General features: G+C 66.9%; 27 protein-coding genes. 13 read left to right on the top strand and 14 right to left on the bottom strand.

All coding sequences use genetic code 11. The features are described 5' to 3' along the window. The 8 genes from FAB82_RS03290 to FAB82_RS03255 all read right to left on the bottom strand — a co-directional run bounded on the left by FAB82_RS03290 (window position 1) and on the right by FAB82_RS03255 (window position 7,388). Window positions 1-2,049 carry a flotillin family protein gene (locus FAB82_RS03290; protein WP_136533123.1) on the bottom strand — a complete coding sequence of 683 codons (2,049 nt, stop codon included), beginning with the start codon at window positions 2,047-2,049 and terminating at the stop codon, window positions 1-3. A 150-nt stretch (window positions 2,050-2,199) separates the two neighbouring features. Continuing rightward, complete coding sequence (locus tag FAB82_RS03285) at window positions 2,200-2,868, bottom strand: OB-fold-containig protein (RefSeq protein ID WP_136533122.1); 669 nt, start codon at window positions 2,866-2,868, stop codon at window positions 2,200-2,202. A 565-nt stretch (window positions 2,869-3,433) separates the two neighbouring features. Then, a complete protein-coding gene (locus tag FAB82_RS03280) occupies window positions 3,434-3,832 on the bottom strand; it encodes an Imm10 family immunity protein (RefSeq protein ID WP_136533121.1) in 399 nt (132 codons plus the stop codon). 12 nt (window positions 3,833-3,844) lie between these two features. Next, window positions 3,845-4,309, bottom strand: coding sequence for a hypothetical protein (locus FAB82_RS03275; RefSeq protein WP_136533120.1), 465 nt, complete (start codon window positions 4,307-4,309; stop codon window positions 3,845-3,847). 12 nt (window positions 4,310-4,321) lie between these two features. Continuing rightward, on the bottom strand, window positions 4,322-4,843 hold the full coding sequence (locus tag FAB82_RS03270; RefSeq protein ID WP_136533119.1) for a hypothetical protein: 522 nt from the start codon (window positions 4,841-4,843) through the stop codon (window positions 4,322-4,324). Between the two features lie 30 nt (window positions 4,844-4,873). Further along, window positions 4,874-5,479 (bottom strand): hypothetical protein, encoded by a 606-nt coding sequence (locus FAB82_RS03265; protein WP_136533118.1) that lies wholly within the window; start codon window positions 5,477-5,479, stop codon window positions 4,874-4,876. A gap of 5 nt (window positions 5,480-5,484) precedes the next feature. Then, on the bottom strand, window positions 5,485-5,841 hold the full coding sequence (locus FAB82_RS03260; RefSeq protein ID WP_136533117.1) for a type VII secretion target: 357 nt from the start codon (window positions 5,839-5,841) through the stop codon (window positions 5,485-5,487). A 71-nt stretch (window positions 5,842-5,912) separates the two neighbouring features. After that, window positions 5,913-7,388 carry a YbaB/EbfC family nucleoid-associated protein gene (locus FAB82_RS03255; protein ID WP_136533116.1) on the bottom strand — a complete coding sequence of 492 codons (1,476 nt, stop codon included), beginning with the start codon at window positions 7,386-7,388 and terminating at the stop codon, window positions 5,913-5,915. Window positions 7,389-7,568: 180 nt separating this feature from the next. On the opposite strand from FAB82_RS03255, the gene FAB82_RS03250 reads away from it, so the two are divergent. From FAB82_RS03250 to FAB82_RS03235, 4 genes are all read left to right on the top strand, one after another. Beyond that, window positions 7,569-10,001 (top strand): FtsK/SpoIIIE domain-containing protein, encoded by a 2,433-nt coding sequence (locus FAB82_RS03250; protein WP_136533115.1) that lies wholly within the window; start codon window positions 7,569-7,571, stop codon window positions 9,999-10,001. After that, on the top strand, window positions 9,998-10,624 hold the full coding sequence (locus tag FAB82_RS03245) for a hypothetical protein (RefSeq protein ID WP_136533114.1): 627 nt from the start codon (window positions 9,998-10,000) through the stop codon (window positions 10,622-10,624). Before FAB82_RS03250 ends, FAB82_RS03245 begins: the two co-directional genes overlap by 4 nt. Before the next feature lie 162 nt (window positions 10,625-10,786). Then, window positions 10,787-12,361: a hypothetical protein gene (locus FAB82_RS03240; RefSeq protein ID WP_136533113.1), complete on the top strand. Its 1,575-nt coding sequence runs from the start codon at window positions 10,787-10,789 to the stop codon at window positions 12,359-12,361. Between the two features lie 15 nt (window positions 12,362-12,376). Continuing rightward, a complete protein-coding gene (locus FAB82_RS03235; protein WP_136533112.1) occupies window positions 12,377-12,709 on the top strand; it encodes a hypothetical protein in 333 nt (110 codons plus the stop codon). Window positions 12,710-12,752: 43 nt separating this feature from the next. Here FAB82_RS03235 and FAB82_RS03230 read toward each other — a convergent pair whose 3' ends face one another. Further along, entirely contained in the window at window positions 12,753-13,175 is a 423-nt protein-coding gene (locus FAB82_RS03230; protein WP_136533111.1) for a hypothetical protein, read from the bottom strand. Continuing rightward, a complete protein-coding gene (locus FAB82_RS03225; RefSeq protein WP_136533110.1) occupies window positions 13,162-13,533 on the bottom strand; it encodes a hypothetical protein in 372 nt (123 codons plus the stop codon). Before FAB82_RS03225 ends, FAB82_RS03230 begins: the two co-directional genes overlap by 14 nt. A 52-nt stretch (window positions 13,534-13,585) precedes the next feature. Between FAB82_RS03225 and moaC the strand changes: the two genes are divergently transcribed. The 4 genes from moaC to FAB82_RS03205 are packed head-to-tail and all read left to right on the top strand — an operon-like array spanning window position 13,586 to window position 16,415. Next, a complete protein-coding gene (moaC, locus tag FAB82_RS03220) occupies window positions 13,586-14,362 on the top strand; it encodes a cyclic pyranopterin monophosphate synthase MoaC (protein WP_136533109.1) in 777 nt (258 codons plus the stop codon). Next, window positions 14,359-14,847, top strand: a complete 489-nt coding sequence (locus FAB82_RS03215; RefSeq protein WP_136533108.1) for a MogA/MoaB family molybdenum cofactor biosynthesis protein — start codon at window positions 14,359-14,361, stop codon at window positions 14,845-14,847. The genes moaC and FAB82_RS03215 overlap by 4 nt, the downstream gene beginning before the upstream one ends. Beyond that, a complete protein-coding gene (locus FAB82_RS03210; RefSeq protein ID WP_136533107.1) occupies window positions 14,848-16,005 on the top strand; it encodes a molybdopterin molybdotransferase MoeA in 1,158 nt (385 codons plus the stop codon). It abuts the gene before it with no gap. Then, window positions 16,002-16,415 (top strand): molybdenum cofactor biosynthesis protein MoaE, encoded by a 414-nt coding sequence (locus FAB82_RS03205; RefSeq protein WP_136533106.1) that lies wholly within the window; start codon window positions 16,002-16,004, stop codon window positions 16,413-16,415. Before FAB82_RS03210 ends, FAB82_RS03205 begins: the two co-directional genes overlap by 4 nt. A 91-nt stretch (window positions 16,416-16,506) precedes the next feature. On the opposite strand, the gene FAB82_RS03200 is transcribed toward FAB82_RS03205, so the two are convergent. Beyond that, complete coding sequence (locus FAB82_RS03200; RefSeq protein ID WP_168801394.1) at window positions 16,507-17,151, bottom strand: copper resistance CopC family protein; 645 nt, start codon at window positions 17,149-17,151, stop codon at window positions 16,507-16,509. A gap of 181 nt (window positions 17,152-17,332) precedes the next feature. Here FAB82_RS03200 and FAB82_RS03195 point away from each other — a divergent pair, with 181 nt between their 5' ends. Beyond that, on the top strand, window positions 17,333-18,331 hold the full coding sequence (locus tag FAB82_RS03195) for a Gfo/Idh/MocA family protein (RefSeq protein WP_136533104.1): 999 nt from the start codon (window positions 17,333-17,335) through the stop codon (window positions 18,329-18,331). Window positions 18,332-18,398: 67 nt separating this feature from the next. Here FAB82_RS03195 and FAB82_RS03190 read toward each other — a convergent pair whose 3' ends face one another. The 3 genes from FAB82_RS03190 to FAB82_RS03180 form a co-directional block, all read right to left on the bottom strand. Next, window positions 18,399-19,367 carry a hypothetical protein gene (locus FAB82_RS03190; protein ID WP_136533103.1) on the bottom strand — a complete coding sequence of 323 codons (969 nt, stop codon included), beginning with the start codon at window positions 19,365-19,367 and terminating at the stop codon, window positions 18,399-18,401. Between the two features lie 122 nt (window positions 19,368-19,489). Next, window positions 19,490-19,825, bottom strand: coding sequence for a hypothetical protein (locus tag FAB82_RS03185; protein WP_136533102.1), 336 nt, complete (start codon window positions 19,823-19,825; stop codon window positions 19,490-19,492). Further along, the gene (locus FAB82_RS03180) at window positions 19,822-20,706 is read right to left on the bottom strand and encodes a hypothetical protein (RefSeq protein WP_136533101.1); all 885 of its coding nucleotides are present in this window, start codon (window positions 20,704-20,706) and stop codon (window positions 19,822-19,824) included. Before FAB82_RS03180 ends, FAB82_RS03185 begins: the two co-directional genes overlap by 4 nt. Window positions 20,707-21,120: 414 nt before the next feature. Between FAB82_RS03180 and FAB82_RS03175 the strand changes: the two genes are divergently transcribed. From FAB82_RS03175 to FAB82_RS03160, 4 genes are all read left to right on the top strand, one after another. After that, window positions 21,121-21,450, top strand: a complete 330-nt coding sequence (locus FAB82_RS03175) for a type VII secretion target (protein ID WP_136533100.1) — start codon at window positions 21,121-21,123, stop codon at window positions 21,448-21,450. Window positions 21,451-21,453: 3 nt separating this feature from the next. Beyond that, on the top strand, window positions 21,454-21,975 hold the full coding sequence (locus FAB82_RS03170; protein WP_136533099.1) for a hypothetical protein: 522 nt from the start codon (window positions 21,454-21,456) through the stop codon (window positions 21,973-21,975). Between the two features lie 13 nt (window positions 21,976-21,988). Then, window positions 21,989-22,567 carry a GH-E family nuclease gene (locus FAB82_RS03165; protein WP_136533098.1) on the top strand — a complete coding sequence of 193 codons (579 nt, stop codon included), beginning with the start codon at window positions 21,989-21,991 and terminating at the stop codon, window positions 22,565-22,567. A gap of 63 nt (window positions 22,568-22,630) precedes the next feature. Next, window positions 22,631-23,215, top strand: a complete 585-nt coding sequence (locus FAB82_RS03160) for a suppressor of fused domain protein (protein ID WP_136533097.1) — start codon at window positions 22,631-22,633, stop codon at window positions 23,213-23,215. Window positions 23,216-23,419: the final 204 nt, after the last annotated feature.

Here is a 23,419-nt window from a genome sequence, read left to right as displayed (position 1 = left end):
CTACCTGGTGGTCATCTCGACGGCCGGGCGCTCGGCGACGCCGAGCTCCTTGGCCTTGTCGAGCAGACCGGAGAGCATGTCGTGGTCGCCGCCGCGCTGCATGAGGCTCATGAGAGCGGCCGAGACGGTGAGGTTCTTGACCTCGTCGGACCCGACGGTGCCGAGCACGCTCTTGAGGTCGTCGGCGAACGACGTGGAGCCGTTCGTCCAGGACGCCGCGATCCCTTGGGCCACTTCGGAGTGCTCCATGAAACCGTCAACGGCCTTGCCGTAGCCGATCGCGCCGACGACCCGGTCGAAGAACTGGGTGTCGCCGCCGACCAGGGAGATGTCGGCCTTCGCCAGCCCGGCGGAGAGGATGCCCGCCTGCTGCTCGGCGATGGAGCGTCGCGCCTCGATCTCGGCGCCGCGCAGTTCCTTCTCCATCTCCAGACGGAGGCGGTACTCCTCGTGGGCCTTGGAGGCCTCGGAGAGCGCGTCCATCGCGGCGGCCTTGTCGGTCAGACCGATGGACTCGGCGACGAGCCGCTCGCGCAGCGCGTCGGCCTCGGCCGTGCCCTTCGCGGCGGTCGCGGACGCCTCGGCCTTGCCGATCGCGCTCTGCGCGTTGGCTTCGGCCAGTCCCTTGGCCTCGGCGGCCTTGGCCTCGGCCAGTCCGCCCTTCTCGATCGCGTCGGCCTCGGCCTCGCGGACCTGGACCTCGGCGAGGCCCGGGGCGGCGGCCAGGGCCTGCTTGCCTTCGGCCTGGCGGATATTGGCGCGGGCTTCGAGCTCGGCGGCCTGCTGGTCGGCCTCGGCCTCGGTCAGGCGCTGACGGGCGAGGTGCTTCGCGGCCTGCTCGCCGGCCTCGGCGGCCTTGATGTCCTTGACCAGGCTCTCCTGGGCTTCGGCCTCGGCGCGGATGATGATCTGCTGGCGCTCGCGCTCGGCCTCTTCGGTGGCGCGCAGGCGCTTGATGCCCTCTTCCTGCTCGGCGACGGTCTTCTCCACGGCGATGCGCTCGCGGATGACGTCGGCGATGTCGCGCTTCTCGGCTTCGAGCTCCTTGTTGGCGGAGATGCGGGCCAGTTCCTCTTCGCGTTCGCGGGCGACGACTTCGAGGATGCGGTCCTTCTCGATGCGCTCGGTCTCGACTGCGATGACGCGCTCGCGGTTCTTCTCGGCGACGGCGATCTCACGCAGGCGGTTCTCGTGCTGGATGCCGGTGGCCTCTTCGGTCTTGATCCGGGCGGTCTCGGACTTGAGACGCTCCTCGGCCTGGACCTTCTGGACCTCGGCGCCTTCGCGGGCGCGGAGGGTCTCGACCTCGCGCTGCTGGCGGATCACGGCTTCTTCTTCGCGCCGTTCGAGTTCGAGCACGGCCTCTTTGGCCTCGACGTTCTGGCGCTTGATTTCCTTCTCTTCGTGGCGCCGGTGCTCGTTGGTGGTGATGGCCTCGAGCGCGGTGAGCTCGGTGATCTTCCGGATGCCCTGCGCGTCGAGAATGTTCTGCGGGTCGAGCGACGACATCGGGGTCTGCTCGAGGTAGTCGATCGCGGCATCTTCGAGCGAGTAACCGTTGAGGTCGGTGCCGATGATGTGGATGATGCGGTCGCGGAACTCGTCGCGGTTGGTGTACAGGCTGGTGAATTCCAGCTGCTTGCCGACGGTCTTGACGGCCTCGGAGAACTTGGCGTTGAACAGCTCCTGGAGCGTGTCCTGGTCCGAGGCGCGCTTGGTGCCGATGGCGCCGGCGACGTTGATCACGTCGTTGACGGTGGCGTTGACTCGCACGAAGAACGTGATCGAGATGTCGGCGCGGATATTGTCCTCGCAGATCAGCCCGTCCTTGCCGGCCCGGTTGATCTCGATGGTCTTGACCGAGATGTCCATGTACTCGGCGCGGTGAATGATCGGGAGGACCAGTGCCGACGTGAAAGACACCTTGCGGGAGCGAAGTTTCGTGACGACCAGGGCCTGTCCGGGCGCGACCTTCCGGTAGAGCCGGATGATCATGCTGATCAGTCCCAAGAAGACGATCGCCCCGACTACCAAGCCGACAATTGTCATCGTTGAGTTGGATGAGTCCATGAACGGGTCCTTTGCTGGGGATTCGGGGGGAGATTGGTTCGGGCTTGCGCTCACCATACTCAGAGACGTCAAGTCACGGGGTACACGCGTTGGGTTCCAGAGGCTGGTGAGGTGCCGGGCCGGGTCGGTCTATGACTCGGGAATGGCGATGTCGCCCGGCAGAGCGACGGGAACCACCAGGAAGGTCCTGGCGGATTCGTCGTAGTCGAAGATGACGAGTTTGGAATGGCGGTCAAAGAGTTCGTCGTCGATGCCGTCGGGTTCGTGGACGGAGCGGCGGACGTTGATGATGTGGACGGTACCGTCTTCCTCGACCAATTCGGCCTGGCCCTGACCGGTGGTGACGGTGCCGCTGCGAACCAGGCACACCTTGCCGATCAGGTCGGCGTGCGCGGTGGCCGGGGCGTCGGCGAAGATTCTCGACAGGGGCCTGGACAGCAGCTTCGCCCCGAGCATGCCGACCCCTATCCCGGCCACGAGCGTCGCGATGCCACTGGCCGCGGCGGGTATGAACACTCCATCGGCGCTGCGCACCCAGGTGGTGCCCAGCACGGTCACTATCCAGCCCAAGGTGATCCACAGTGACAGCACCACGGTGAAGGGGACCGCCCCGAACCCGAACGCCGACCAGAACCCGCCCCCCGCTTCGACTTCGGCATTGCCGTCGGTGCCGAAGTCGACAATGTCGACGTCCAGGGCGCCGATGATGACAGTGAGCCAGTACAGGACCACGACGATGAGTCCGAAGGTGAAGACGATCGGAGGGAAGGATAGGGCTATATCCAGAAACTCACGCATGGGTCATGGGTCCTTCTTGGTGATGCTTGCGAGCCAAAGAGCGGCTCAGCATCCGCTCGCGTGGGCGAGAACGCGGGCGGGGCGCTGCGGGCGGGCGGCACAGTCCGGATCGTGAAATCGGGCCTGCATCTAGGATAATGCACGCGGGCACTCAACGGAAGGTTGCACAAATCGGCACAAGCTGTGATCGGACGAACAACCCTCGTCGCCATGCCCCTCACCGGACCCGTTGGACTCGCACGTACCCCGCCGCGAAATCCCCGGGAGGCTCCTCGGTCCGGAACCCCGCAGCCGCCAGGGCGGACTCGGCCTCGTTCAGCAACTGGGTCCGCAGCTCCCGCTCACGAAGAAACTCAGGCACCCCCGGATCCCCGCGCAGCACGGACTGGATGGCCGCATCCATGATATCCCTGGAAGGGTTGCACCGTAGGTAGACGCCGGCCTCGATCCCCGCACCGGAATCGATCATAATGTTCGCGCCGGGGCCACTTCCTTCCCGCGAAGCACTGATTCCAGCCGAGACAAGAGCTGACTCCACATCCCGCGCCGCTGCCCGCAGGTCCACCTACTCGATCCCGGAAATCAATAGTTCGGGGTGTTCGGACGCTCGGCCCGACAACAGAATCATTCTGAGATACCGCGCCGCCTCGGAAAGCTCTGCATCGGTGAGTTCCAACGCGAGCGACAACTCGGAGGTATCCAGTGCATCAGCGGCTTCAGGGGAGAACTCGATGCGAAGCGATTCGCGGTCCATCACGCACCGCACGATACCGCCGTAGTTCGTCTCCTCATCATCGATGTTCACGTGATAGGTGTCCCAACCCATCGCACGTTCGGACTCATCGATTTCTTCAAGGTCGCCTTGAAAAATAAAGAAATGGCCCTCGTCACCGGCTTCCCGCATGCCGAGACCTGCAACTCGACCTTCAATGTATCCACCTGCTTGCGCTACAGTGAATTCCAACTCCGCCTCCGCTCATGGAAGCCAATCGAACCTGGAAACGCGTACGTCCGGTGCCCCGCTGATCGGTTCGCTTGCACTCACGATAGTCAATATTCCGTCGGCTAGATCGCTGCCGTCAAGCACCACCTTGCCATGGCTGCCATCGGCCGCAATCAAAGTCCACCTGTATTCTTCGGCGGATTCCGGAGCGATCAGCGCCCGCTTCTTCAGCCGCTGCACCAAACGAAGGGCGACCTCCAAGCGGCTTGCAGACCCTATGTGATCGATGAAGCCTTGGAATCCGACGAATTCGGCGAATGCCCCCTCCTGTTCGCCAGCGGCAACCTGAGCTATCCCTGGTTCAGCACTAGGATCGGCAAAATCGTCGCCGTCCCAGATTTCAATCCGTGCAGGGGCAACCACGAACACGTCGCTGACAGCCCGTGCCAGCTCTCGCAGATCCACCTCCTCCACGAAGATGACTGTGTATGTTTCCATAAGAGTCCTTGCCTAACGTTGATCGTACACACCCTGAGCGACGTTCCAATCTTCGTCAGTCGTGTGGAACTTATACCTACTGAACCTCTTGTCTTTTGCCATTGCGTCTCGATCGCCTTCATGGGTGATCAGCCCTTTGAGTGCTTCGTATTGCAGCTTGTTCATCTCGACCAGGCCGTCACCTCTAACAGGATAGATAGCCCCGGAGCCCTCGAGTCCCCAAATCCGTCCATTCACCTCATACTTGTTGCCACCGAGCCATTTCCCTTGATTATTCTTGATTGCAGCGAGGTCGGCCTCGGCATCGACATGGGGAAGAATGACCGTGTTCTTCACGTCAGAAGGAGTGCCGCGTTTGATCTTACTAAGGATATGTCGCTTACTGATCTCGGTGGGAGTGATCGACTTCAACGGCCCTTCGACCTTGCCCGGGGCCACCGGTGGCGATGGCGATGGCGGCTGAGCCGAAGCTCCCCCTGTGCCTGTGAAACCCGATGTCACGAATGACTTCCCTGCATCGTCACCGGCACCCATGTCCCCTGATGATGTCATCGCGTGCTCCGCTCAGGCGTTTTGCCAGGCGTCAGCAGCCTGGGTTGCGGTGTTGACCACTGGGGTGGCGGCGCTTGCGACCGACCCGACTGCTCTTGCTGTGTTAATGGCGGCATGCAAGCCGCCCGCGGCGGCCACGTCCGTGGCGTTGAGGATCGCGAATTGCGCCATCAGAAAGCCGTTGAACGCCAACGCCCCCGCCTGGTATGCGGCGAGTACCGCCGGTGCGGCAGGGCCGGCCGATGAGACCTGCTGCCACTGCCTTGGACCCAGGATCACCATCGGTGCGTCCAACACCTTGTAGCCCGCCGACTCCGCGGCCTGCTTGGTGCTCTTCAAAACCTGCACCGTCGCCTGCATGACCGAACCGGTCGCCTGCAGCGTCGCCGCACCCAGCTTGATCGCTCCCTGCGTGGTCATGTTGAACGCCTTTACGCTCGGCAACCAGCTGGCGGCAGAGTCGTAGTCTGACCCGGCCCATTTGTCCGCCAATCCTTCCATGCAGTCGGCGTAGTCGTCCACAAACCGGTCCATATCGGATCCGGCTCTGTTCCATTCGGCGGTGACACCAGAGAACTTCGCCGGATCGGCGTCGAGGCACTGCCTGAAGGTCGGCATCGGACTCACGCCTTCTGGACCTGGATGGCGGCGACCTTGCTCCCGGCTTCACCGACGTCGCCGTCGAACTTGCTGATCTTCGACTTCGCTTCGCCGTCGGCGTCGTCCCATGCCTGCGCCGACTCGGCGATCGGCGGTGCCATAGCGCCCACATGGGTCGCTAGCGCCTTGGCCGCATTCAAGGCGCAGTCGGCGAAGGCCTCGGCCGCATCGGCCGAGAGGAACCCGCGGTTGGCGTTCGCCGCCTGCTTCGTCTCCTGCTCGACCTGATTCGGGACGTTTTGGATCGTCGAGGGCAGCCTGCTCAATCGTTGCGAGACGCTGCGCAGCGCCTCCGCGTCCACCTTGATCGCCGGGGGCATGCGTCCACTCTCCTTGATAGCGAGGAAATCTCCCGTATCAAGGTATCAACTTGTCACCGTCCGTGGGGGTCTCAGCCGTTGGCGCCCAGGATCTCCATCGTCATGGCGCTGATCGCGCCGTTCGCCTTGCTGCGGGCGGCCGTGATGGTGCGGATGACGTCCGCGGAGACTTCCTCGCGCTCGCTCGTCTTCAACACGTTGGCGGTCAAGAAGACCAGGTCCACCAGGAAGCCGCGTTGGTTCACGGCGGCCCGGCACATGTCGGTGTCCGAAGTGCTCGAGAAGCGGTCGTTCTCGTGCTTCTCCACGAACTCCTCGATCTTGCGGAGCATGGCGGTCTCTTCGCTCTCCTGTTGGGCGCCGGCCGCATCGGACGACGAGCCCGTGCGTCCGCCCAGCGACTTGCCGCGTTCGAGGATCTTCGCGTCGTTCTCCGACCGCTGCTCCTCCGCCTCGGCGAGCGCCGCCCCGATGGCTGCCGCGAGTTCCCGGTTCCCCAGGCGAGCGGCCGTGGGATCCAGTTCCAGCTTCCGGATCTCGCCGGTGGCGTCGACCACGACCCTGACCGCTCCGTCGGCGGCCCGGCCCTCGAAACGGGACTCCTGGATGCTCGCGAGCAGCGCCCGGCCCTCGGCCGCGCGGGCCTGGAGCTTCTCGATGTCCTCTCGGCTCGGGGCCGTGGCCAAGACCTTCTCGGCCATGTCCTTGTTCGGGCCGTCCGGGATCTTCACGAGGAAGTCCTTGCCCTCCTTGAGTTGGTCCTCATAGGAATCCGGGACTTTGAAGTCAGAGGGGTCGCTCTCCTTCTTCTCCTCGTCCTGCTTCGGCTCGGCCTTCGGCTTGGGCACCACTGCGGGCTCCGGCCGGCGAACCGGGGCCGCCGGTTCGGCCGCCGCCACCGCGGGTGCGGCCGGGGACGGCTTGGCCGCTTTCGGAGCCGTCGTCTTCGGTTTGGGCGCTGCCGGTTCGGTTGTCTGCGGTACGGACGGCGGTGCCGAGACGGGTGGCGCCGACACCGGTGGCGCCGAGACCGGCTGCGGCGCCGCGGTCGCGACGGGAGCTGCGGGAACCGCTGGGGACACGGGAACCGACGCCGTGGCGCGGATCGCGGGAGTCTCGGGGGGCGCCTCCAGCATCCACCGCAGGTCGCGCGCAACGTCATCGACCAGCTGCTCCGCGTTCTGCTGCAACTCCAGGTGACGCTCGGACACCGCCTGGATGACCAGGTGCTGCGCCGTCAGCAGTTGCAGCGGCGCCAACTCGCGCCTGCGCTCCTCGCCTTCGACCAGGGAGCGCAGCAGCCGCTTGACGCTCCCGCCGTATTCGGGATGGCGCCTGGCGATCCGCACAATCAGCCGGTCGACCCGGCCCTTGTCCAGGTTCTTCGCGAAGTAGCGGTCGATCGCCCGCTCGTACACGCGGTCGACGAGCTCGCCGTAGACCGCTCGCTCCTTGTCGGGCAGGTTCCGGTAGGCAATCCTGTCCTCCCGGTTGCCGGTTCGGATGTAGGACGCCAGCGCCGCCGCGCCGGGGAAGGGTGCGTTCATGGTCAGTTTCTTCCTTGCACATCCGGGCAATCGACGCGGGGTTGCGCCGCTTTACTTTCCGCAATTCTGCCAGAAAGTCTGAAGCGGCGAAGGGCGCGAGGCGACCGGGTGACCGGTTCCGGAATAATCTGGGCTGGTTGATCGACCACCGTCATCATCGGCGACCCTTGAGGAGGTCCGGTGCCCGGTTTCCGAACTGCATTGGCAAATGCGGCCGCTGGCTGCGACGTTGCCGCGGCCCGGCTGGAGGCCGCCGGGAGGCGGCTCGGTGAGGCGGCGTTCCAGACCCCGGTGGACCCGGCGCTGCTGGCCGCCGAACGTCAGATATCCGACGCGGCAGCTGCTTCGGCCGCGCAGCTGCGGACCGACCCCGAGCTGCTGCACGCCGGCCAAGTCGTGCTCCACGAAGGACTCAGGTTCCCGCTGCTGGTGCCGTTCGGCGCCTCGGGGCACCTGGCCACCAGCGTCGACGCCCGCGAGGAGGGCGTGGCCGCACTCGTGCGCGGCGCGGTCCTGCACCTGTTGGCGCACCGCGAACCGGGACGGCTGCGGGTCGTCGGCGTCGACATCACCACCCTCGGCGCGACGTTCGCGCCCCTGCGGCCGCTCGCCGACGCCGGGGTCATCGAGGCGGTCGCGACGGACGCGCGCGGTGCGGCCGATGCGGTGACCGCCGCCGAAACCCAAGTGGCCGAGCACATCGCGGGACGGCGCGACGACCGGCTCCTGCTCGCCATCGCCTCGCTGGGGCAGGCCCCGAAGAGCCTGATCGACCGCGTCGACGCGCTCGCCCGCTCCGGGCTGGCGCACGGCGTCACCGTCCTGGCCTGCGGGCTCCCCGACCTGCCGCAGGCGACGGTCATGCACGCCGTCGCCGGGCATGTCGAGGTGTCGAATCCGCCCTCGGCTCCGATCTCTCGGGGCGAGCGGCTGGCCGCGCCGGTGGCCTGGCCGGAGGCGTCCGACCCGTCCTACCTGGCCGGAGAGGCGCAGCGGCTGGCGGAGCGTGCCCGGGCCGCGGCGACGCTCACGTTCGCCGACCTCATTCCCGCCGCTCCCGAATCGGGCGACCCGTCGGACGGCCTGGAAGTCCTCATCGGACGTGACGCGGCCGGTCCGGTGCGGCTGCGGTTCGACGACGCGACCCCGCACTGGCTGATCGGCGGCCGCACCGGCGGCGGCAAGACCGTGTTCCTCCTCGACGTGCTCTACGGCCTCGCCTCCCGTTACGCCCCTTCGGATCTGGCGCTGTTCCTGCTGGATTTCAAGGAGGGCGTCTCCTTCACCGAGTTCATCCCCACCGAGCGCGACACCACCTACATCCCGCACGCCCGCGCCGTCGGCGTCGAGTCCGACCGCGAATACGGGCTGGCGGTGCTGCGGACCCTGAACGAGGAGATGACGCGCCGTTCCACGGTCATGAAGCGCTACGGCGTCGCCTCGTTCGCCGCGCTGCGACGCCACGAGTCGTTCCCCAGAATCGTGTGCGTCGCCGACGAGTTCCAGGTCCTCCTTGCCGGCAATGACCGGGTCGCCTCCGAAGCGGTGGCACTGCTTGAGAACCTGGCGCGCAAGGGCCGCTCCTACGGCGTCCACCTGGTCCTGGCCTCGCAGACGATCTCCGGCATCGAGGCGCTGTGGGCGAAGAAGGACTCGATCTTCGGCCAGTTCCCGCTCCGCGTCGCCCTGCCGGGCGCGCGGACCGTGCTGGAGCACAACAATGACGCGGCCGGGCGGATCTCCCTGGGGCAGGTGGTCATCAACCCCGAGGGCGGCGCCGCCGGGGCCGACCGGGTGGCGCGGTTCCCCAACAGCGACACCGAGATCATGCTGCGCCTGCGCGAGCAGCTGCGGGTCTCGCACGCCGACTCCGGGCCGCCGCGCGTCTTCTTCGGCTACCTGCCCGTCCACTTCGAGCAGACGCTGCCGGGCGAGCGGCAGGCGAGCCGGGCGCTGCTGGGACGCGAGGTGTCGCTGCGCCTCGACGCCGCCGGTGTCGACCTCGACCGCAGGCCCGGCCGCCACCTGGCGATCCTCGGCTCCGACCACGTCGGCGGGGAGACGCTGGAAGCGGCCGCGGCGTCGCTCGCCGCGAAGGCGCCGCCGGGGCAGTCGCTGTGGGGCGTCGACTTCACCGGCCACGCGAACCTACAGGATATATCCTATAGGATCCGGCCCGAGGAGTTCGCCGCGAAGCTCGCCGAAGTCCCCGACGACACCCTCATCCTCGGCTGGGGCCTGGATGCGGCCAGCCTGGACATGAAGGGGCAGAAGGCACTTCGCGACCTGCTGCGCACCGGCCCGGCCCGCGGCGTCCACTTCCTCGGCTGGTGGCGGATCTACCGCCGCTTCCTGGACGACATCGGCGGCACCTCCGGCCGCGAGGACGTCGCCTGCGCGCTCGTCCTCAACCTCCCCGGCGGCGAACTCACCAGCCACTTCGGCCAGCAGTTCCAGCATTGGAGCCCCCGTTCCGGGCGCGCGCTGCTCATCGACCGGCACGCCGACACCGGCGGCGGCAAACTCATCGTCCCGTTCTCGCGGCCGGATACCGACGGCGACCTGCCCGGTCAGACTCCGCGCAGCGGTGCCACTGAAAGGGAGTTCTCGTGAGCGCCTTCGACGATTACCTCGCCCAGCTGCGCCGCGTCGACGAGGCCCGCCGCTCGGCCGAGGAGGCCGCCGCCCGCACCGCCACCGTCACCGAGTCGCTAGGACAGCGGGTCACCCGGCTCACCGAACAGGCACTGTCCCAACGCGGAGCGATCGATGAACTGGCCCGATCGGCCCGCGTCGAATCGCCGCCGCGCGGCGGCGCCGTTCCCCCGCTGGGCGATCCGACCGTCGAAATCGGCGCGGCCGAGGCCGACCTGAACGCGGCCGGCGCCGAATACCAGGAGGCCCGCTTCCTCGCCCACCGCCCGCCGTGGCTGCCGCGCTGGAGGGGCGACGAACGAAACGGCCTCGTCTACGGCCTCTATGCCGCCGTTGCCCTGGTCGTCCAGCTGCTGATCCTGCGGTGGTTCAAGGCCGACAGCGTCACCGAAGCCATCCTCTTGGCAGCCGTGCTCATCGCCAGCCCGCTGGCCGCGTTCGGCGCCGCCTGGCTCACCATCGGCGTCGGCGGAAGGCCCCGCATCTTCGACGACGAACGCCGGCTCGAACGCAACTTCCGGCTCGGCCTGGTCGTCTCAGGCTCGACCCTCATCGTCGCCTGCCTCGGCTTCTTCAGCTGAATCCGGCTGCGGCTCATAGACTGTCGCACTCCTGACAATGTCCGCCCACACCGTCTGTGTGGTCCCGGCCCGGTCGTCGAACGGTGAGCGGGGACTCCGAAACCGGCACCGGGCCGTTACGCTGAGGGAAATTCAGGCTCCGTCACGTCGAGGTGCGTATCCATGAGCGACAGTCAGTTCGAGTCGGAATCCTATGGGGGCCTGGACTCCGCCGCCCCGTCCGCGGCGGCCCCGGCGTTCGGCGACGTCACCACGCAGCCCGGCGAGGTCCCCCAGACCGGCGACGATCCCATCGTCTGCCTGCCGGTCGAGCGAATGGGCTGCTCAAACGCCGAATGCGGCAATCCCGTCGAGCACCCCTCCGAGACCCCCTGGCAGGAACTCCTCTCCGCCGTCCCCGTCGAGGACCAGCTCTACCGGCTCAAGCCCCGCGCCAGCGACATGTCCTACCCGACCGAGGAGGACTTCCGCGCCGCCGTCGCCGCCGTGCGTCCCGAGCACGCCGACGAGCACTCCGTCGCGCGGCTGCGCACCGGCTGGAACGACGAGGTCGCCGAGAAGCTCGGCCCCTGGTCCGATCGCCTCCGCTCCCAGCTGACCGACCTGTCCGAAGGCTGGGCGGGCACCGACTTCGAGGCCTTCCAAGAGGTCTGCGACCAGACGCGAGTCCTCGTCGACGACGTCATCGAGGACATCGACGCCACCGTCGCCGGACTCCAGTCCACCGAGGAGTACATCTTCTCCCTCCAAGGCGGCGACTCCGGCGAGGTGCCCTATCCCGCGCCGCAGTTCTGGATCGACGGCGAATGGCACAGCTGGGTGGCCGTCCACGTCCGGCCGGCCTGGTGGCACGGCGACTGCATCGAGTACACCTGCCAGGACGCCGAGCACGTGATGGCGCTGGCCGGGGCCGCCCCCGAGGTCGCCACCGAGATCATCGAATACATCGACGATCGCGTCGAGCACTACATCCAGTACTACGAGAGCCCCGTCAACATCGAGCGCGACGGCTTGGACCCCAAGGGGATCACGCTCGACGTGGCCAAGGAGCTGGCCGTCGCCGACGCGATGGAGAACTTCGGTGGGATCGTCGAGCAGAACTGGAGCGAATACGACTCCCGGCACTCGGGGATCGACGAGGACATCGCCCAGCGCAGCGCCGATAACGACGCCGAGCAGCAGTCCATGCGGACCACCCAGAGCGACAAGCCCTACCCGGACAGCGCCGACGAGGCCTATATGGACCTCGAATCGCCGTCGATGGAGCAGCCGACCGGGAGGTCCTCACCGGAGACGACGCAGAATCCGTCGTTGGACCCGCCTTCGGGCGACGTCCAGGACGATTCATCCCGGGAATCCGACGACAGTGGCGCCGGCAGCGTCGGTGACGGCGGCAGCGAGGACGGCGCCGGCGGCGGACTCGCCAGCGGCGGAAGCGGAACCGGCATGGGATCCGGCCCCGGTGGCGGCGCCTCCGTTGCGGCGCCCGATGCGAAGAGCGGACCGACCGGCGGTCCTGGCGGCGGATCGTTTCCGCCCGTGTCCTCCGCGGCGGCCACGGGCGCCGGAGCGGCGGCCGGGACCGGCAACCGCGGGGCGAGCGGCATGATGGGCGGCGGCGGCAGAGGTGCCGGTAACGGTCCGAGCGACAACGCCGAACGCGACCCCGACGTGGACCTGATCGAGGACGAGAACATATGGGGCTACGTCAACGAAGACGAAGACCCTTACGCCTGAAGGGAATAGCACGAGATGGCGACATCGCGCACGTTCGACCCGGCCGCTCTCGAGCGCTACCAGCAGTTCCTGGGTGAGCTGCTCGAAGAGTTGGAGGGCGAGATCATCCCGTCGCTGCGGGACGGCACCCTCAAGAAAGCACCCGCGTTCGGTTCGGCACCCGGGGCCTATCAGAACGCGTCCGAGCAGTACGCGGAGTTCCACGCCACCACCTGGCGCAACCTCCAGTACCTGCGCGGCACCCTCCACGGGATGATCGCCGGCCTGCAGTCCGCGATCGAGGACGGCGGCGAGGTGGAGGCGTGGGTCTCCAGTCAGATGTCGATCCTGCCCCAAGGCGACCTCTGAGCCTGATCGAGGCCTCGGCCGAACGCCGATCGCTGCAGCCCGGTCACCCTGCCGGGCTCTCCTCTGACCTGCGACGGCGGAGCAGGTAGACCAGGCCCACCGCAGGAAGGACCAGCGGCACGTAGCCGTAGCCCGAACCGAAGTGCGACCACACCGACGCCTCGGGGAACCAGCCTGAGACGGCGAAACTCACCGCGCCCACCCCGACGACACCGGCGAGCTCGACACTCACCGCCGCCAGCGCCAGGCGTCCGTTCCCCCGAATGATCGCGATCGCCGCGACCAGGTAGATGAGCGCCGCGATCGCGCTCAGCGAGTAGCTGATCGGCGCGTGCGAGAACTTCGTCGCCACCTGGAAGCCCGCCCGCACCCCGGCCGAAAGGGCGAAGACGACGTAGACCAGCACGATGAGCCGTCCGAACCCGGAGGAGAGGGTGCGCGGCGCGGTCTGTTCAGGAGCCGACATTGACCTGGAACTCCCAGATCTGGTGGACGCGCATCATCAGCGCGGCCACGATCAGCCCGGAGGCCGCGACCGTGCCGATGCCCCACCGGCTGCGGTCGATCGAGCCCCAGAACGCCGCGATGACCGGCACCAGCAGCGCGGTCACCATATAAGAGAACAGCAGGGCCTTGCCCCCGCCCGGTGCTCCCGACACCAGGACGACGGCGACGACGACTTGGGCCAGCAGGAGCACTTCGAGCGCCCCCACGCCCACCGCGTGCCGCCTGGAGACCTGCACGGAACGGTAGGTGTCGACGAAGAACCAGGCGCTCATCGCCAGCGCGGCGGCCTGCACCCCGAGGTAGAGCCATTCGATCACGTCCCAAACGCTAGCCCAGGCGTTGTCGGCCTCCGCAGCTAGACTTCGAGGCATGGCTGACCTCACGCACGTCGACTCCTCGGGCGCGGCCCGCATGGTCGACGTCTCGGAAAAGGACGTCTCGAAGCGGGTCGCGGTGGCGACCGGACGGCTGCGCACCACGCCCCAGGTGGTGACCGCGCTGCGCGAGAACTCGCTGGCGAAGGGCGATGCGCTGGCCACGGCCCGGATCGCGGGCATCATGGCGGCGAAGCGGACGCCCGACCTGGTGCCGCTGTGCCATCCGATCGCGATCAGTGGCGTGAAGGTCGAGCTGGAGGTCACCGACGACGGCGTGGACATCGCCGCCCAGGTCAAGACGGCCGACCGCACCGGCGTGGAGATGGAGGCGCTGACGGCCGTGTCGGTCGCCGGGCTGACGCTGGTGGACATGGTCAAGGCCCTCGATCCGGCCGCGCAGATCACCGATATCCAGGTGGTCGAGAAGCTGGGCGGCAAGACGGGCGCCTGGCACCGCGACGAGGAGTCCGCCGGTCACGATGACGAGTCGTCCGAGACGGCGAGCGCTTCCGGGTCGCGCACCGATCGTTCGAGCAAGGTGACCGGGGAGTGGCAGCGCGCGGCGCCGGTCCGCAGCAATGGGCGGCTCGGCAAGCCGAACGTGGCGGGCGATGCCCTCAACGACGAGACCGTGCCGAATGTCGACCCATCCCCTCCCAAGACGCCCAGCCCGCCCAAGGCGCCGAAGCACTCCGATCCTCCCGAGCCGGACTTGTCCGACACGGTGATCATCTCGCGTCCCAAGCCGAACGGCGAGGGTCCGCGATGACGGTCCGTGCAGTCGTGGTGGTCGCGTCGAACCGCGCCGCCGACGGAGTCTACGAGGACACCTCCGGGCCGATCCTCACCGCCGGACTCGCCGCGCACGGCTTCGACGTGTCCGGCCCGGTGGTCGTCCACGACGGCCCCGAGGTCGAGGATGCTCTTCTCAAGGCGGTCGAGGACGGCGCCGACCTCGTCGTCACCTCCGGCGGCACCGGCCTCACCTCCCAGGACCTCACCCCCGAGATGACCAACCAGGTCATCGACTTCGAGGTTCCCGGCATCGCCGAGGCGATCCGCGCCGCCGGGCTGGCCAAGACCCCGCACGCCGCGCTCTCCCGCGGACTGTGCGGCGTCGCCGGCAAGACCCTCATCGTCAATCTCGCCGGTTCGACCGGCGCCGCCAGGGACGGCCTCGCCGTCCTCACCCCGCAACTGATCGTTCACGCGGTCGCGCAGCTGCACGACGGCGACCACGAGAGGACGGCTTAGATGGCGATCGATTGGGTGGAGGCCCGCGAGACCGCTTGGCGCGCAGGCTTTGAGAGCCGCCCCGCCCACGGCCACGCCTCCTTCGGCGAGGCGATCGGCTCGGCGCTGGCCGCGCCGCTGCGGTCCGCCTCCGACCTTCCCGCGTTCCCGACCTCCGCGGTCGACGGCTGGGCCGTCGCCGGTCCGGGCCCGTGGACCATCGACGGCGAGATCCTGGCCGGTTCGGTTCCCGGCCCGATCGATGCCGGTCAGGCGGTCAAGATCGCCACCGGCGCCCAGGTCCCCGCGGGCTGCGAGGGCATCATCCGGCTCGAGAACGCGCACGTCGATGGCACCGCCGTCTCGGGCGAGACGGCCCGCGAGTGGCGCGAGGCCGGCGAGGAGGCGAGGGCGGGCGAGGAACTGCTCGCCGAGGGAACGCCGATCACCGCCCCGGTGGTCGGCCTGGCCGCCGCCGCCGGATACTCGTCGCTCGACGCCTACCGCCGCCCGTTGACCAGCCTCGTCATCTTCGGCGACGAACTGCTGACCTCCGGCGTCAGTCGCGAAGGGCGCGTTCGGGATTCGCTGGGACCGATGGTCCCGCACCTGCTCGACGCGGCCGGGGGCATGGCCACCGGCACCATCGGTCCGGTCGCCGACACCCTGGACGACCACGTCGAGGCGCTGCGCTCCGCGCTCGATTCCGCCGACGTCGTCTGCACGACCGGCGGCACCATGGTCGGCCCGGTCGACCACCTGCACGCCGCCCTCAAGGCCGTCGACGCGTCGTACGTGCTCAATACGGTGTCCGTGCGCCCCGGCTTCCCGATGCTGTTGGCGCGCACACCGAACGGCCGGTTCATCGCCGGGCTCCCCGGCAACCCGCAGTCGGCGGTCATTGCCGTCGTCACGATCGTGGCGCCGCTGCTGGCGGGCCTGCGCGGCCTGCCGCTGCCGCCATTGCGCGAGACCGTCCTGGCCGAGGACGTGCCGGGACGCGGCGAATCCACGCACCTCGCGCTGGTCGACCCCACCGGGCGTCGAATCGCCCACCACGGCTCGGCGATGCTGCGCGGCCTGGCCTCGGCGGCCGGGTTCGCCCTCATCGCTCCGGGCACCGCAGCCAAGGCGGGACAGCGCGTCCCGCTCGTACCCGTACCGGGGGTGAGCGCATGATCCGCGCGCAGATTTCAGAGACGAACCTCGATGTGGCCGAACACGAACGGGCTGTCACGCTCGACGCCGCCGGCGCGATCGTGACCTTCTCGGGGAACGTCCGCGACCATGACCACGGCCGCAGCGTCACCAAGCTCTCCTACGAGGGGCATCCCTCGGCCGAGCCGCTCCTGCGCGAGATCGCCGAGGAGATCGCGCAGCGTCCCGGTGTGCACGGCGTGGCCGTGTCCCACCGCATCGGCGACCTCGCGATCGGCGACGCGGCCCTGGTGGCGGCCGTCGCCGCCGAGCACCGCAAGGAGGCCTTCGACGCCTGCGCCGACCTGGTCGACGAGGTCAAGGCCCGGCTGCCGATCTGGAAGCACCAGTTCTTCACCGACGGCACCGAGGAATGGGTCAACTGCCCCTGACTCATTCCGGACCTCTTAAAAAAATCGAATGACTTTGTCAACCAATTCGATTGACAAAATCAATCAATTTTCAATCGACACCATTGACCTGCTAGGACTCGTCGGTCGGCTTCGCGTCGTCGCCGGTCTTCGGCTTGCGCCCGAGCAGCTTGACCAGCAGTACCCCGCCGCCCACAATGATCAACAGGCCCAGCAGGATCGCGGCCAGCGCCGTCCCGGTGTTCGACTCCTCGTCGTCCGCGGCGGCGGTCGTGGCCTCGGAGGTCGCCGGCTCGGTGGCCTCCTCGGATGCTGCCTCGGAGGACTCGGCCGAGTCCTCGGGCGCGGCGCCCTCGGCGTACAGGTCGGCCGGGATCTCGGCGACGGTGAACTTCAGCGAGTCGTCCACCCGGTGGCCGTCCTCGGAGATCACCCGGAACGCCACCGTGTATTCGCCGGGAGTCGTGTACAGCATCGGCTGCGAGAACGTGTCGCCGTCGAAGGTCGGGTCGGCCAGGTCGAGCGCGCCGTCGGGACCGGTCACCGCGATCTCGGTGGAGGGGCCGTCGAGCGGCTCCGAGAACGTCGCCGAGACCGAAGCGGGGGCCTCGTCGATGCTCGCCCCGTCTTCGGGGTCGGTGGAGACGAGGGCGGCGTGCGCGCCGGCCGGGGCCGCGAGGCCGAGGGCCAGGACGGTGCCGCCGACGGCGGCGGCCAGGAGGCCTCCCAATGCGCGGATGCGGGAACGTTGTGGCATGGGGCCATAGTGCCACGGCTCGGATGGTTCTTCTCTGAGCGAAAAGGAACATGGCATCGCAGGTCACAGCGATCCGATTACGGTGCGTGCGCGATAGTTCGGCTATTTTGTCTGTTTAGCGTAGTTAGTACCGCTCACCCTCCTGTTGACGATAGCCAGAAGTTGTGATGTGCTTACGGGCATGGTTGAACCGATCCGATGGGGAATCCTGGCGACCGGCGGAATTGCATCGACCTTTGTAGAAGACCTTGCCCTGCTCGATGATTGCCGCGTTACCGCCGTGGCCTCCCGCTCGGCACAGCGGGCCGCCGACTTCGCCAAGAAGTACGACATTCCCCATGCCTGGGACTCGGTCCAGGCACTTGCCCAGGATGACGACGTCGACATCGTCTACGTCGCCACCCCACACTCTCATCACTACATTCCGACGATCCGGTTCCTGGAGGCCGGCAAGCACGTCCTGTGCGAGAAGGCCTTCGCGTACAACGCCGACCAGACGCGCACCATGTTCAACGTGGCGCGCGAGCATCAGCGGTTCCTCATGGAGGCCATGTGGACCCGCTGCAATCCGGCGGTCCGCGAGATGCGCAGGGCCATCAAGGAAGGCATGATCGGCGATGTGCTCGCCGTGCACGGGAACTTCGCCATCACCGGCGATTTCGCTCCCTCGCACCGGCTCCGCAATCCCGAGCTCGCCGGCGGAGCCCTGCTGGATCTCGGCGTCTACCCGATCACGATGGCGCACTTGGTCCTCGGTGCCCCCGAGGAGGTGCACGCCGAAGCCCTCATGACGCCCGAAGGGGTGGACGCGTACACGGCGATCACGCTGCGGTACCCGAACGCGATCGCGCAGCTGACCTGCTCGTTCATCGGCGGTCCTTCTAACGCGGTCACCATCTCCGGCACGGATGGTCGCATCGAGCTTCCCGACTTCGCCTACCGGCCAAGCGGTTACACGCTCATCCGAAATGGCGAGGCGCCCCGAGAGTTCGAGGCGCCCTACGTCGGCCACGGCTACGTCCATGAGGCCCTTGAGGTCCACCGGGCGCTGCGTCAGGGACGGCTGGAGTCCACTCTGGTGCCTCCGCAGGGGACGGTCGAGGTCATGGAGATCCTGGACTCGGTCCGATCCGCCATCGGTCTGCGCTACCCGGGCGAGACTCACCCGAAGCAGCAGTGAGATGCGTGATCGCTCTAGGGCGATCACGCATCCAGCATTCGATCTGTCGGCGGGGCGAACTTCGCGATTAGTACTCGATCTGCTTGCGGGCCTGCTCGCGACGGTCCAGGATGGCCGCCTGCTTCTCACGGAGCCAGGCGGCACGCCGCTCGGCGCTCTCGACGGAGGTCTGCTCGGCCGCTTCGATGGTGACGCCATTGCGCGCGGCCTCGGCCCTGAACAAGTCGTCCAGTCCGGGCACCAGGGCCATGCAAGGCCCGGTGAACAGGCCGGTCGCGGCCTCCTTCGTGCGGATCCAGCCCTTGTACTCGATCTCGCACACGTATTGGCGCCGTGCGGATTCGGGATTGCGCAGGGCAAGCTCGGACGTCAACGCGTACAGCGTGAAGATCGCCTCGGTGGCTTTTCCTGCGACCCAGCCGGAACCGGGCAGGGGCGGCAGGAAGTTCCCCACGGATTCGGCGACGGTGTCGGCCGCGAGCATCTCGACGATCCCGTCCAGCGTGCGGGTCCGGATCACCTTCACCTTGGGCCACTTCGCGGTCGTGTCGTCGAACCCGACCTCCTTGGGGCCGATGTCAATGGAGCCGATCCGGTCCAGCTGCTTGAGGAGGAGACCGGTTCCCTTCGGGGGCTTCTCCCCGGCGGTGACCAGCTTGGACAGGCTGAACCGCCACTCCTGCGCCACCGGCGAATCGGGGACCGGGATTCGCTCGATCAACTTGGCGAAATCGGCCGCATCGAGCCCGGACGAGAGTTCCCCGATCAGGCTGGTGGCCTTCTCCCTGGACGCGGCGGCGCGGTCGACCACGGCGCCCGCCCTGGTCGCGGCCGTGTCCTTCACGCTCTCAACCCGCGAGGTGGCGGAGTCCTTGACCGCGGTGGCTCTGGCGTTCGCGGACTGTTTGGTGGCGTCGACCTTGGCATTGGCGGTGGCGACCGCGTCGGCCTTGGCCCCGGCCGCTTCTTCCTTTACTTGGGCACCAACATCTTTGGCTCGCTGCGTCACACGCCCGAGCCGGTCCTTCATACTCATGCGAGCGATATTAGCTACCCGAGGCCACCGGGCGATCACCCGCGGTGGACCACGAATCGCGAAGCCGCCACCCGCACCGACGCTCAAACTCAACAACACTGGATCTCATCGGTGTCGATCGATCAACCTTCGCATTCGCGGGTGATGACGCCCCAGATGCGGGCGGCTTCGATCAGGATCTGGTCGCGGTGCTCGGTGGCCCACTCGACGTGGAGCGGGGCCGAGACGGTCAGTTTCGGTGTGGGCGTGTCGAGTCCGGTGACCGAGCCGAGGACTTCGGGTTTCGGGCCGGTCCCGGTGGAGCTGTCGGTGGGCGTCCCGGTGATGACGATGCGCAGGCGCACTTGCCCGGGGACCGGTTCGAACCGGAGGCGGCGACCTGAGATCCAAGCGGCGGCGAGGAAGTGCAGCCGGATCGCCCGCTTGACGCGGCCTTCGGCGTGGACGGTGCGCTTCATGCGGTGGCACCTCCGAAGCCGCGCTGGGAGTCGAAGGCGCGTTCCCAGGTATCGATGAACAACGAAGCCGAGCCGGCAAGCTGAATGCTCCGCCGCTCAACTTGCCTTTGGTCTTGTTCCCTCCGGGCTCGCCGGGCCCCGCCCACGGCTCGCGCGAAGCGTTCGGACCGGGCCTGGTGCTCGGGATGCTCCCCTTCGATGTCCTTCCCTTCCACGGGTTCGGGTTCGGCCGTGACGCAGAGCGGGAAGTTGAGGTACTGGGTGCCGTCGGGTGCGGTGTGGAAGCCGGGCGCATACGGGTCGCGCTCGGTCTCGGCGGGCGTGTGGACGATCTTGGACGGATCGAGCCCCGCCGCCTGAGGCGGCGAAACCGGGGGCGTCTGGTCGGGCAGTGCCGGCCCGGAGAGCCAGCCGCCACTACCGCGCAGACGACCTCGGGGTTCATCAGCATCAGTGGTGGCGTCGGCGGTCATGAGTTTGGCGACGGGCACATGGGTCCGCCTGCGGCTCAACCCAAATGCCCTGCTCAGTGCCTGAGCGATCCGGCCCTGCCTGAGGTTCGTCCAGACTCGCTCCCAGCGGCCGGGGTTCATCTCCGTGTCATGGGCGCGGGCGAGGACTTCGGAGCCTGCCAAGAACCGGCCGAACGCCTCCTCCTGGAGACGCCCGAGGCTCGGCAGGTCGTAGTCGCGCGGCTGCGGTTCAACCTTCGATCGCGGGACCGGGCTGGGTTTGGTTTGGAGCGAGTGGAGTTTGGCGAGAAAGGCGGTCTTGTCGCGGGCCGGGTAGCGCCAGGCTGGGACGATGGCGTCCCACCGGAGGCCGGAGGCGATTCCGTCTACCGTCTGAGCCGGGATTTCGCGTAGGCTGATATATGCCACGGGAGGTTACCTCTCTGGTTGATAGGTGGGCGAGCCGCTTCTCGGATTGGCGTTTGATGGGCGGCTCGCCCTGGCTGTCTATTCAGTTGTCGGAACGCACCGATGCGGTGCTTTGCCAATTTTTCCACACCTGAGCGACGAAATCGAGAATGCTTCGGCGTGTCCGCCCGAAGTGTCTAGACCGCCTCGACCGCGGTCGCTAGGGCCCGGGCCCGTCCCCACTGGAAGCCAAAGCGGCTGAAGCAACTCCAGCGCCAACGCTTCAGATCCAACCTGCATCACCCTCCCCTGCAACAACACTGGATGACTCCAGTACTACGTCGCGAAGCGTGAACAAAGCACGCGTTTTGTATACTCACCGGTGTCGCACGCTCACAATCGATCCGGGAGGTGCCCGTGGGTTTCCGTGTGCAAGTGGAAAGTGCGCAGCTCCGGACCGGTGCGGGGAAGATGAAGGAGCTCGCGAACGAGGCGAAGCAGATCCCAGATAAGGCCGTGCGGGACGCGAAGACCACCGACTCCGCAAACCGGGGCTTCATGACCGGCGAGGCGTGCGAGGCCTTGGCCGATGACCTCAAGCAGGACATGCAGGAACTCTCCCGCCACCTCGATGACACCTCGAAGGGTCTGAAGGACACGGCGAAGGATTGGGATGACGTCGACGAGGCCATGGGCAAGGACTTCGACAGCATCGGCTCCGACCTCTCCGGCTTCAAGACCCCCACCATTCCCGGAGGGGCATAAGGAATGCCGACGTTCCAGCAGGCGATCGACGCCGACCCCTCCAAGTTCATGACCTACGGCGCCACCCTGCTCCAAACCGCCGCTGAGGTGGGATCGTTGCAGGTCAAATACGCCCAGCAGGTGGTCGATCTGGGTACCTCCTGGCAGGGCGATGACTATCAGGGGCTGGTGGGTTGGGCCGGGCAGGTCGCGACGTTCACCGGGCAGGTGGATGCGGTGCTGGCGATGGCCGCGGCGACTTTGGAGTCGATGGGCGCCACCATGATGGCGAACGTGATGACCCTCAAGGCCACCAAGCAGGCCGCCGAAGGGGTCGGCTACAAGGTCCTGCCCACCCCGATGGTGATCCTGGGCCCGAGCCAGTGGTCCCAAGTCTCCTCAGCAGGACCCGGCGCCCCTGCCGTCCTCGCGGCCTACCAGGCCGGAGCGATCGCCTTCACGACCGCACTGATGGCGCAGTACGCCGCGATCGTCGCCCAAGACCTCGCCTGCAACGCCGCCATCCGCGCCGCCATCGCCCTCTAACCCGGAGCACCCCATGACAAGACCACCCCTACCTACCCTTAACGGCAAAGGCACTGGACCGGCGATCGACCGTCTCGACGCCGATGCGGTCAGACGGGTCTTCGACCAGAAAGACCCACAGACTGGGAGAATTCCCACCAGCAAGCTGCCGAAGGGATGGGGGTACCGCACGGACAAGTCGGTCCACGATGAAAAGGGATATCCGGTCTCGGACCCAAACATCGACCGGTCCAAGCCCTCGGTCGCGGAGGACCCATACCAGCGGCCAGGGCTCAACGGCTCTACACGAGATGAAATCTGGGCCAACGCCGATAGGGACGACAACGGTGATGTCAAAGATCCTTTGACCGATGAAGTAATCGAAGAAGGGAGCAACTGGCAAGCGGGGCATGAATATGGATATGAGTTCCGGAAGCACCGGGCGGTTGCCGAGGAGCTCGGAATCGAGAGACAGGAATTCGTAGACGACTACAACAACCCCGAGCACTACAGGCCCGAAACCAAGGCTACCAACGAGAGTCATAAAGGCGAGGCCCCGGATCACATCAACCATTGGTATGACTACTACAAGAACAAGCGATCCGGCGGGTAATCCTAGCCGGCTGGACCACGTCTCGGGTGATAGAATAGGACTTCCCCGCCGAAAGGACCGTTTATGGCACTTAATGAGTCGATGCGGCAAGTCGCTGATCGCGCCGCCGCCCTCTTCGGGCGCGGCGACCCTCCCTCAGATATCAAGCGGCTGACGGCCCCGGACAACAACAACTTCATCGATATCGCGGTCTTCGAGAATTCCCCCAGCGCTGGCCTCACTGCTTACACGACAATGGGATTGTCAGCCGCCCCCATGATGAACGATGGCCGGGAGTTTCCTGCGCGAATCGAAATATGTGGCGCTGCCGACAGTCGATTCGACCGCTTTGGCAATGCCATTGCCACTTGCGGGCTCGATGTACTCGGGGGAGAGTTCGTCTATCCGAACCGGATCCTGGTCGATGTCGTCGCCACTTATTATCCGGATGTCGCGGTCCGCCACGTTCTCTTCGTGGAGCAAGCTTTCTGGGATCCGGCTCTAACAAAACTCGATTCCTCTGGCAGGACCATAATCTGGCTCCAGGCCGTACCCGTAACTGATGCGGAGGTGGCCTACGCCCGTTCCAACGGATCGGCGGCATTGGTCGACCTTCTCACCGAACGCGACGCCAAACCTTCTGATCTGCTTCGCGAGTCGGTCGTCTAGCTCGACTTCAGCGGTATCGGTTCAGGCTCCGAATACCCCGCTCATAACCCGAACATCGTTAGTGGCAGGCAACGGTGAATCATGAAGAGTTCATGACAGAAATAGAAGCAATCACAGACAGATTTATGTCGCGTGTACCTCGAAATACGGTTAGAACCCTTGAGGCGGCACTCGCTGGAGGTGAGTTTTCCATGGCTGTAAGAG

The sequence above is a fragment of the Glycomyces buryatensis genome (assembly GCF_004912275.1).
In the GTDB taxonomy this organism is placed as follows: domain Bacteria; phylum Actinomycetota; class Actinomycetes; order Mycobacteriales; family Micromonosporaceae; genus Glycomyces; species Glycomyces buryatensis.
This window is presented reverse-complemented; position numbering and strand designations above follow the sequence as displayed.

Bases quoted from the DNA above. Each gene is read 5' to 3' on its own strand.
- FAB82_RS03270 (WP_136533119.1), bottom strand. From the start codon at position 4,843: ATGGGTGCCGGTGACGATGCAGGGAAGTCATTCGTGACATCGGGTTTC.
- FAB82_RS03260 (WP_136533117.1), bottom strand. From the start codon at position 5,841: ATGCCCCCGGCGATCAAGGTGGACGCGGAGGCGCTGCGCAGCGTCTCG.
- FAB82_RS03205 (WP_136533106.1), top strand. From the start codon at position 16,002: ATGATCCGCGCGCAGATTTCAGAGACGAACCTCGATGTGGCCGAACAC.
- FAB82_RS03230 (WP_136533111.1), bottom strand. From the start codon at position 13,175: ATGTCGGCTCCTGAACAGACCGCGCCGCGCACCCTCTCCTCCGGGTTC.
- FAB82_RS03210 (WP_136533107.1), top strand. From the start codon at position 14,848: ATGGCGATCGATTGGGTGGAGGCCCGCGAGACCGCTTGGCGCGCAGGC.
- FAB82_RS03235 (WP_136533112.1), top strand. From the start codon at position 12,377: ATGGCGACATCGCGCACGTTCGACCCGGCCGCTCTCGAGCGCTACCAG.
- FAB82_RS03195 (WP_136533104.1), top strand. From the start codon at position 17,333: ATGGTTGAACCGATCCGATGGGGAATCCTGGCGACCGGCGGAATTGCA.
- FAB82_RS03265 (WP_136533118.1), bottom strand. From the start codon at position 5,479: ATGCCGACCTTCAGGCAGTGCCTCGACGCCGATCCGGCGAAGTTCTCT.
- FAB82_RS03290 (WP_136533123.1), bottom strand. From the start codon at position 2,049: ATGACAATTGTCGGCTTGGTAGTCGGGGCGATCGTCTTCTTGGGACTG.
- FAB82_RS03185 (WP_136533102.1), bottom strand. From the start codon at position 19,825: ATGAAGCGCACCGTCCACGCCGAAGGCCGCGTCAAGCGGGCGATCCGG.
- FAB82_RS03255 (WP_136533116.1), bottom strand. From the start codon at position 7,388: ATGAACGCACCCTTCCCCGGCGCGGCGGCGCTGGCGTCCTACATCCGA.
- FAB82_RS03275 (WP_136533120.1), bottom strand. From the start codon at position 4,309: ATGGAAACATACACAGTCATCTTCGTGGAGGAGGTGGATCTGCGAGAG.
- FAB82_RS03190 (WP_136533103.1), bottom strand. From the start codon at position 19,367: ATGAGTATGAAGGACCGGCTCGGGCGTGTGACGCAGCGAGCCAAAGAT.
- FAB82_RS03160 (WP_136533097.1), top strand. From the start codon at position 22,631: ATGGCACTTAATGAGTCGATGCGGCAAGTCGCTGATCGCGCCGCCGCC.
- moaC (WP_136533109.1), top strand. From the start codon at position 13,586: ATGGCTGACCTCACGCACGTCGACTCCTCGGGCGCGGCCCGCATGGTC.
- FAB82_RS03240 (WP_136533113.1), top strand. From the start codon at position 10,787: ATGAGCGACAGTCAGTTCGAGTCGGAATCCTATGGGGGCCTGGACTCC.
- FAB82_RS03165 (WP_136533098.1), top strand. From the start codon at position 21,989: ATGACAAGACCACCCCTACCTACCCTTAACGGCAAAGGCACTGGACCG.
- FAB82_RS03200 (WP_168801394.1), bottom strand. From the start codon at position 17,151: ATGCCACAACGTTCCCGCATCCGCGCATTGGGAGGCCTCCTGGCCGCC.
- FAB82_RS03170 (WP_136533099.1), top strand. From the start codon at position 21,454: ATGCCGACGTTCCAGCAGGCGATCGACGCCGACCCCTCCAAGTTCATG.
- FAB82_RS03285 (WP_136533122.1), bottom strand. From the start codon at position 2,868: ATGCGTGAGTTTCTGGATATAGCCCTATCCTTCCCTCCGATCGTCTTC.
- FAB82_RS03215 (WP_136533108.1), top strand. From the start codon at position 14,359: ATGACGGTCCGTGCAGTCGTGGTGGTCGCGTCGAACCGCGCCGCCGAC.